We start from the raw sequence: 7,668 nt of genomic DNA on the forward strand, positions 1-7,668 counted from the left end.
TCACACCTCTCCCTCGATTGGAGCACTCACGAGGCCGTTCTGCTCTCCCGTGTCCGCGAGGCCGAACGTGAGTTGCCAGTCGCCGTCCACGGCGGTCACCTGAACAGACTGTGGGGACTGCTCCGCGTGATGTCGACAGAGTTCAAGCGTCAACGGTAGCACAGGGAGTCGGCCGTCCTGCGCTGAAAGCGCGTAGCCAGAGATCTGTACGACAACGGCTCCTGAACCCCCATCGAGGTCAACGGAGTACGGCGAGCGCGTGTAGCTCTCGATGACACCTCGTTGCTGGAGCGCGGTCAGGCTCCGCTCGAGTGAATCACCGTCTTCGCTGGGTGACTCTAGTCGTGTCGCAGCGTCGGCGAGAACTTCGGCCTGGTCAGCAGGAAACAGGCGCTCGTCGAGTTCGCTGGCCATGCTCCCGAGGAGACACAGACAGAGTTCGTCGGGATCACCGACGGTCTCGGCGAGCTCGAAGTACGTGTCCATGACGGCGCCCTCGACACTGTCGTATCCCGCTTCGGAGAGCGTCTCGAAGACCGCGCCGGCGACGCGGTGACAGAACTCGACGAGGTCGTGCCGCTCGGGCGTGGCGCTGTCGGTGAGATCGGGCTCGGAGAGCCTGTCTGGTGGGCTGTCTGTCTCTGAGTTACGTTCGTGCGCTACTGTCGTGTCTTGGGCCGTCTCCTCACAGACGATTAGGTCGTAGAATGGGACTTGCGGGTCGTAGCGTCGTAGTGCCGAGCGGTACTGCTCGGTGGCGCGAGCGGCAGCTCGCGCGGTGACCCGATCCGGGAACCGGGTACCGGCCGCTGGGACTGGCCGGTCGCCCATCCGCCCACAACGGAGGTAGTACTGACCGTCCTCGGTCGCGAGGGCTTCGATGTGTTCCCTGATGTCGATGAGTGTTGGGCCGACCATGGTGGTTTGGTGTCTTACGCGCTGTGTTGATCGAGTGGGGGAGAGTCAGCGTGGCGACTCCCGAATCCAGCGGTCACAGCCACGAGATGGCGCTCAGTTTCTGTCATCGGTGGTGTCGAGGCTCGCAGCGTATTCGGAGACGACATCGTCGTCCATCGTCTCGAGCAGTGCCCGCTGTCCGTCACGATCCCGACGCGCCCGCTCGTCGGTGCCGATCTGTCGGTCCAGGAACTCGGATTTTAGATGTTCGAGGGCCGCATCTGCCAAACCGGAGTCCACGTCGTCAACGAGAATCTCGTTTTCGAACCACTCGCGGGTGTGGTCGTCCCACGCTTCATCGCCGGCGTATCGCCCGTCGTGGACGACCCAGTCGACGTAGTGGTCCGCAACGGCAGGCCAGTAGCGGGCGGCGATATCGTCCCGGATCAGCGAGAGCGCTGCGTGCGCACCGTGGCCCGCACTGACGATGGCTTGATGTACCGTTTCGGTCGTCATCCATCCGGCCGCGTACAGCCCGTCGACCGGCGTGCGCCCGTTCTCGCTGTCGACCATCCCGAACGCCTCGTCGGTCTCTATCTCCTCGATGAACGGCTCGAACATCTCCCCGTCGTACGCGGTCGCGGCGAGGACGTACCGGACGCGATAGTCGCCGTCGTCACTCTCTATCTCGAACCCATTCGAATCCAGCGGCTCACCGCCTGCATCTGTCGGTGGCTCCTCGATGTCGACCCGCTCGACGCGCTCGACAGTCTCCTCACGGACGGTCCCACCCTCGTACTCGACTTGTGTTCGCCCCAGTTCGAGAAATCGGTCGGGCGTGATACCGACCGGAAATCCAAGGAAATTCTCGAGGACGGCACATTGCTGGATGGCTGACTTCCCACGAGCGAGGACGAGCGTGTTCAGTCCGTAGCGTGCGAGAAACGTCGCTGCGGACAGCCCGGCCGCTCCGCCCCCGACGACCAGTACGTCGTGATCGAGTGTGGAGTCCGGGGAGTCGGCTCCCGTCGGTCCGATAGTGTCTGTGCGTGCCATGCCTCAGATGTCGCCCGCGATAATGTCCTTGACGCGCCCGCGGTCGAAGAGCTGATTCTCCTCAGGGACCTCCGGGAATGACTCCGGGTCGAACGCACCGAACTCGTCGGGATAGAGCTGCTGTGCGACCATCTCGGTTTGCAGGAGGTTCACGATGGGGCCCTGCTCGCCGTACTGGCCCGGAAACACGCGGCCTTGCTGAACGGCCGTCAGTTCCTGTCCCACGGAGTCTTCCTCCATCGGAGTGACGTACTGCTCCCGAAATGCCTCGGCGGAGAAGCTATCCGTGTCGCCGGTGGTACCGATACCCCAGTGGACGACGATAATCTCCGGGTCCACCTCGAGAAGCGTTTCGTAATCGATCTGCCCGCCGTCTTCCATCTCCTGGGGGAACGCACTCGCGACGTTCAGATCCCGATACGGCTTCATCTCGTACCCATCGTCCTGTGTATTCAACGGGAAGAATTTCCCCTTCGAGGGTTCCGAGCCGCCGTTGACGAGGCCGATCGTCGGCTGTTCGTCGGGCGTACGAGAAGCGATCTCTGACTGCACCTCGTCGTGTAGCGTGGCGAACGCTTCGTATCGCTCCTGTTCTTGGAAGGCGTGAGAGAGCTGCTCGAACGCGCCGTAGAGACTGTACAGTTTGTAATCGTGGAACTCGCGTCGGCGGCGGCAGTTGTTCCCGAAGAACGGCGCGACGTTCTCGATGATCTCCTGCGTGTCGTCCTTGCTCCAGGAGTCGTCCCAGCCGGTCCCGTGGAGGTAGTTCGGATCCATCAGGAACACGTCCGGGTCGAGTTCGTAGAAACTCTCCTTGTCCCAACCGCCCTCGGACCACATCGAGGGGAGCGCGTCCCGGTCCGGGACGTCGATGTCGAACGGATCGAAAAAGAACCCCGGAATCATATTGCCCGCGGTGAGGAACCCCTCTCGCTGCCCCAGCGCGAACGCCATGTCGGCCCAGCCGCCGTTGTAGACCGTCCACGTCTCGGGAACGGCATCGAAGTGGACCTCTCCCGCGGGGACGATGGAAGCGGTGTATCCGGTATCGGTCTCGGTCGACTCCGTCTCGGTCTCGCCGGTTTCGGAATCGGTCCCACTCTCGCCGGTGGTCGTTGGCTCCTCTGTGGCCCCGCTACCGTCACCCCCCGTACAGCCAGCCAAGAAACTCGTACCCAGTAGCGTACTCCCGTACTTCAGATAGCCTCTACGTGTCGATCCGGTATCACTGCTGTCGTGAGCAGGCATACGTTTTAGGCCAGCCTAAAAATTAAAAAAACTATCGATGGGGCTCTACTGAGAGACCCTTCGCGTCGCCTCTACCCTCCGTCCGAATGGTTCCCCTCGTTTTCGAGACGCGGGTGCGTTTCTTGTTCGTCCGGGTGGGGCTCGGCAAAACGCTCACCCATTACGTCGAGCGAGCGCGCTTCGCGGTCCGCCCGCTCCGCCTCGTCGATCTCCTCACAACCGGGCGGCAAGTCCCGCCCACGGTCTGTAAAGTAGCCCTCGGGCGCGACCCAGTCGTGGTAGAACGGCCGCTCGTCGTCTTCGAGGATCGTCACGCCGACCTCGGCGCCGTGGCCGGCACAGACCGCTGCTTGGTGTGGCTTCTCGGCGAGCCGACCGGCCGAGTAGAGGCCGTCGACGCCGGTGCGCCCGCGCTCGTCCGTGTCGAGGAACGCTTTCCCGCGGTCGCTGATGCCGACGCCGTCGACGTCGGCCAGATAGCCGACCGCGTTCTTCGTCGCCGCGACGACGTACTCCGTACGGTAGCGGTCGACGGCGTCGGTCTCGACGGCGAATCCCTCGTCGGTATCTTCGACACTTGCGACGGTCGCGGTCACCTGCTCGCAGCCTGCTCCGGCCACTTGTTTTTCGAGGAGATCGAGTAGCTGGCGGCCGTTGACGCCGGCGGGGAAGCCGGGGGAGTTCTCGAGGTGGGCGTTCCGTCGGAGGATCGACTCGCCGGCGGCAACGACGAGCGTATCCAGCCCGTGTCGGGCGGTGAAGACGGCTGTCGACAGGCCGGCAACACCGCCGCCGATGACGACGACTTCAGGTGGGCTGGTCGTGCTCATTGGTCAGACGTCGCCGTTGATGATGTCCGCGACCCGCTGACGGTCGAACAGTTCGCCCGTGTAGACCTCGGGGAAGTACAGCCTCGCGTAGCGCTCAGTCAGGAACAGGTTATGTAACGGCCCGGAGTAAATCGGCCCACCACGGAACACCATGTCGTTCTGGACAGCAGCGAGTTCCGAAGCCGCCTCGTGGTCTTTCATGAACGCCAAGACAGTGTCTTCGAACTCCCCGTGGCTCTTGTTTTCGTGTCCCCGGACGAGAATGGAGTCTGGGTCGACTTCGAGCATCGTCTCGTAGTCGATCTGACCCCGATCGGTCGTCGAGAGCCCCTCGACTCCCGTGTCTGCGAGGGCGTCGCTAAGGCCGAGATCGCGGAAATGCTTCTTGTTCGCCCCTTGGTCGCTCAGCCGGTAGGGGTAGAACGCCTCCGGCTCGTTGCCCGCAGCGAACGTCAATAGCGCGTTCGGTCGATCGTCTGCTGGAGGAAGATCGGCTTGTACCCGAGCGATGAATTCGTCGTGGAGCTGTTTAATCCGGGTGAACTTCTCTTCTTCTTGGTAGATATGGGCGGTTTTTTCGAAGGCCTCGTACAGCGTGTAGTACCGATAGTCGTGCCACTCGTCGGTTCGGCGGAATATCGTGTTGCCGACGAACGGCGCGACGTTGCTACTGACTTCCTCGACGTCGGACTCCTCAAGCTTGAACGAGCCGTTGTTGATGAGCCACTGCGGATCGATGAGATGGATATCGCCGTCCAGCTCGTAGAAGAGCTCCTTGTCGACGCCGCTGTCGCTCAGTCGCGTCAGCGACTCCGCGTCGACGCTCACACCGTCGAGTTCGTCGTAATGACTGGTGTGGAACCGCGATGGCAGTCCCATCGAGAGGATCGAATCGCCGTGGCCGAGCGCGACGGCCATGTCGGCGTAGTCAGGGAAGTAGTGTGTGACCCGCTCTGGGGGCTCCTCGAACTGCACCTCCCCGACCGGAGCCATCTCGACAGTATATGAGCTGTCTGTCTCTGTCGATGTCTCCGTCGTCGACTGATCGTCCGCGCTCGTCTCGTTCGGCGTCGAGTCGGAATCGGACTGGCCCGCACACCCGGCGAGTAGTCCGCCGCCAATGACTGCGCCGCCGTACTTCATGTAGTCACGCCGTGTCGGTGCCTCGTGACCGCTGGAATCGTCTGTCATATTTTTTAGGCCCACCTAAACATTGAAAAACGTTCCGAATTTTAGGCCGGCGAAAAAATGTCAGCGAGGAGTACCGCACCGCGGACACATCGGCGGCCCACTCTTCGGCAGATCGAGTCCGCAGTGCGGACATGCGTCGCCGTCAAGGGCGTTCATTTCTTCGACTACTTCGTCCGTCCCGTCTCGAATCGACTCAACCGTGCCGACTCCATCGGGAGTCCCGCCAGATCTTTCGGTGGCTAACTGCCGCCGACAGAACTCTAGCCGGTCGGTCAGGAAGGTCGGTGGGTCCTCGTGCTTGGCCTCGACATCATCGAGGTCAGGCCCCGACTCGACTCCGGGCTCTGACGCTGCGAGTAGTCCAAGCGCTTCGGCCGCCCGCCCCTGCACGTACGGGTCCTCATCACCGAGTCGCCCTTGGAGCGGTTCCGCCGCCTCGGCAAGCTTTTCTGGATACTCACACCCGACGACCACCAATGCCGTACAGAGGTGATACCGGACGAGTTCGTTTTCATCGCCGAGGTGCTCGGCCAGCGAGTCGACCTGGTGGCGGAGTCGAGCCGGATCGCCGAGCGCGACGTACGCCAGCGCCTTCGCGAGTTTCTCTTTGACCTCGGGTTCGTCGAACTCCAGTCCGATGCGGAGGTCGGCCAGCGTCTCTGGATCAGTGACTTCCTCGAGTGACTCGACTGCGACGTAGCCGAGTGCTTCGGCACTCCTAGCACGGACATAGTAGAACTCCTCGTCGTCGGCCAACCGCTCGGCGAGTGCGTCGACGGCAGGCAGGACGGCTGCCGGTTCGGACTGCGCGAGCGTGACGAACAGCTTCGCGGTCGTCAATCTGACTGCTCGATCATCATCGGTCAGGAAGGTGGAAAGCGGGTTAGTGAGCTCTTCAAAGGAGAGTGGCAGGTCTTCAGCGGCGTCCCGAACCGCTCTCAACGCACGCTTACGGGTCTCAGTATCAGCTGCGCCGAGTCGGTCGAGACACCCCACTGTCCCTTTATGATCTTGTTCCTCGAGAAGAGTAGTCAGGCGGTCAGGCGGTGGCGGCTGATCTGGGTCACTCATTGATCTGTTCGGATATGTTACTGGCTTTCACGACCAATCGCTTCAATCCGGTGGTTCTGCGCTGCCCTGCGAAGCCTATACTGAGCGTCTCTATTGAGGAAAGGTGCTGGTGCAGGCGAGACTGCGACCACCTCTATGCTGCCGACACAAGCGCGCATCAATGTCGGAGACGCTGGACCCGCTCTCGGACCGTGCCTGCCGGATGACCGACGCCTAAAACACAGGAATCGAAATCACTGAACGGCTGCGAGACGGTGACTCCCTGCTATTGAGCGTTGTAGATAGTTCAATCCAGACGGAATACCTCAGCGATAGCTATCCAGAGTGGCACCCTGCTCCACACTCCTTTCTCGGAATGGTTCGGCTCCCCATCTACCGAGAGGCAACAGGTGAGAGCTATCGAGCGCTGGCTCGGTATCAAGAACTTGCCGAACCACTCGATTTGGAACACATCCCCGATGAATCCGTGTTGTCCCGTACGTGGCGGAAACGCTTCGACGACGGCGTTCGGGAGTTCGTCCAGGTTGCTGCGCACTTCGTCATCAAACAATCTCACGACCGCGAGTTTTCAGCTCCCGCTGTCCGGTCGAAAGCAGAGATCGTCGACGAAGTGGACCTCTCCACTGATGATGAGACGGCTGGCTGTGAATTCTCCGACAAGCAAATCTACCGGACGACTCGACTCACTCGTGATCACGGCTTCGATGAGTTTGATTCCGGTCGCGCTGCGAACACGACCTACGAAGACACGCAGTTCTTCGAATCACAGACGTTCATGTGAATGGTCAACTGCGGGACACCGCAAGGAGCGGCTCGGTTTCAGTATCGACACGGTTCGGACAGCAGTCCACACGGCGATACGCATCTTAGAACGATCAAACAGTTCACGCAAGGGGAGCTGATCGATGGATTCGATACAGTGGCCGATCGGCTGCTCGCGGTCATCGAATCCGAAGCATCGTTCCGTCGGCCGGTTACCGTGCGGTCGACATCACGACTATCCCCTATTTCGGGGTGGTGTTCAGATAAAGATGAATAGTGAGGCGGTGTGTTTTCTGAGTGGTTCATGCCCGAAAACACACGCCTCACCGGTAGTATCGACCAGATCGAATTAGGTTTTGTGGAACGCGAAGCGACACCGAGATTGCTCATGAAACTCGGTATTCAGCTCTATCTTGCTGGCCTATCAATTTCAAATACAGTTTCTATTCTTGGGATATTCGGTGTCAAACGTGCTCGGTCAACCGTTCATAATGGGGGTTCACAAAGCCGATTTACAGCCCGAAGGTGGTCGGTGTCCGGATCACGTTGCGGTTGACGAGACTGTGATCCGACTCAACGATGAGCAATATTGGCTGTATGCTGCCGTCGATCC

General features: G+C 60.9%; 7 protein-coding genes and 1 pseudogene. 2 read left to right on the forward strand and 6 right to left on the reverse strand.

The window, feature by feature from the left end:
* The 6 genes from DJ81_RS16775 to DJ81_RS16800 all read right to left on the reverse strand — a co-directional run bounded on the left by DJ81_RS16775 (window position 1) and on the right by DJ81_RS16800 (window position 6,293).
* On the reverse strand, window positions 1-918 hold the full coding sequence (locus tag DJ81_RS16775; protein ID WP_094590687.1) for a hypothetical protein: 918 nt from the start codon (window positions 916-918) through the stop codon (window positions 1-3).
* Between the two features lie 93 nt (window positions 919-1,011).
* Window positions 1,012-1,953 carry an FAD-dependent oxidoreductase gene (locus DJ81_RS16780; RefSeq protein ID WP_141212010.1) on the reverse strand — a complete coding sequence of 314 codons (942 nt, stop codon included), beginning with the start codon at window positions 1,951-1,953 and terminating at the stop codon, window positions 1,012-1,014.
* A 3-nt stretch (window positions 1,954-1,956) separates the two neighbouring features.
* Window positions 1,957-3,201 carry an ABC transporter substrate-binding protein gene (locus DJ81_RS16785; protein WP_094590689.1) on the reverse strand — a complete coding sequence of 415 codons (1,245 nt, stop codon included), beginning with the start codon at window positions 3,199-3,201 and terminating at the stop codon, window positions 1,957-1,959.
* Between the two features lie 71 nt (window positions 3,202-3,272).
* Window positions 3,273-4,031 carry an FAD-binding protein gene (locus tag DJ81_RS16790; protein WP_094590691.1) on the reverse strand — a complete coding sequence of 253 codons (759 nt, stop codon included), beginning with the start codon at window positions 4,029-4,031 and terminating at the stop codon, window positions 3,273-3,275.
* A 3-nt stretch (window positions 4,032-4,034) separates the two neighbouring features.
* Window positions 4,035-5,222: an ABC transporter substrate-binding protein gene (locus DJ81_RS16795; protein ID WP_094524378.1), complete on the reverse strand. Its 1,188-nt coding sequence runs from the start codon at window positions 5,220-5,222 to the stop codon at window positions 4,035-4,037.
* 60 nt (window positions 5,223-5,282) lie between these two features.
* Window positions 5,283-6,293 (reverse strand): HEAT repeat domain-containing protein, encoded by a 1,011-nt coding sequence (locus tag DJ81_RS16800; RefSeq protein WP_094590692.1) that lies wholly within the window; start codon window positions 6,291-6,293, stop codon window positions 5,283-5,285.
* A 268-nt stretch (window positions 6,294-6,561) separates the two neighbouring features.
* On the opposite strand from DJ81_RS16800, the gene DJ81_RS19475 reads away from it, so the two are divergent.
* Together DJ81_RS19475 and DJ81_RS16810 are read left to right on the forward strand one after the other, a co-directional pair.
* Window positions 6,562-7,074: a hypothetical protein gene (locus tag DJ81_RS19475; RefSeq protein ID WP_212589850.1), complete on the forward strand. Its 513-nt coding sequence runs from the start codon at window positions 6,562-6,564 to the stop codon at window positions 7,072-7,074.
* Window positions 7,075-7,359: 285 nt separating this feature from the next.
* Window positions 7,360-7,668 (forward strand): annotated as a pseudogene (locus tag DJ81_RS16810) (IS6 family transposase); the annotation flags it as partial.

This window comes from Halorubrum sp. Hd13 (assembly GCF_002252755.1).
Classification (GTDB): domain Archaea; phylum Halobacteriota; class Halobacteria; order Halobacteriales; family Haloferacaceae; genus Halorubrum.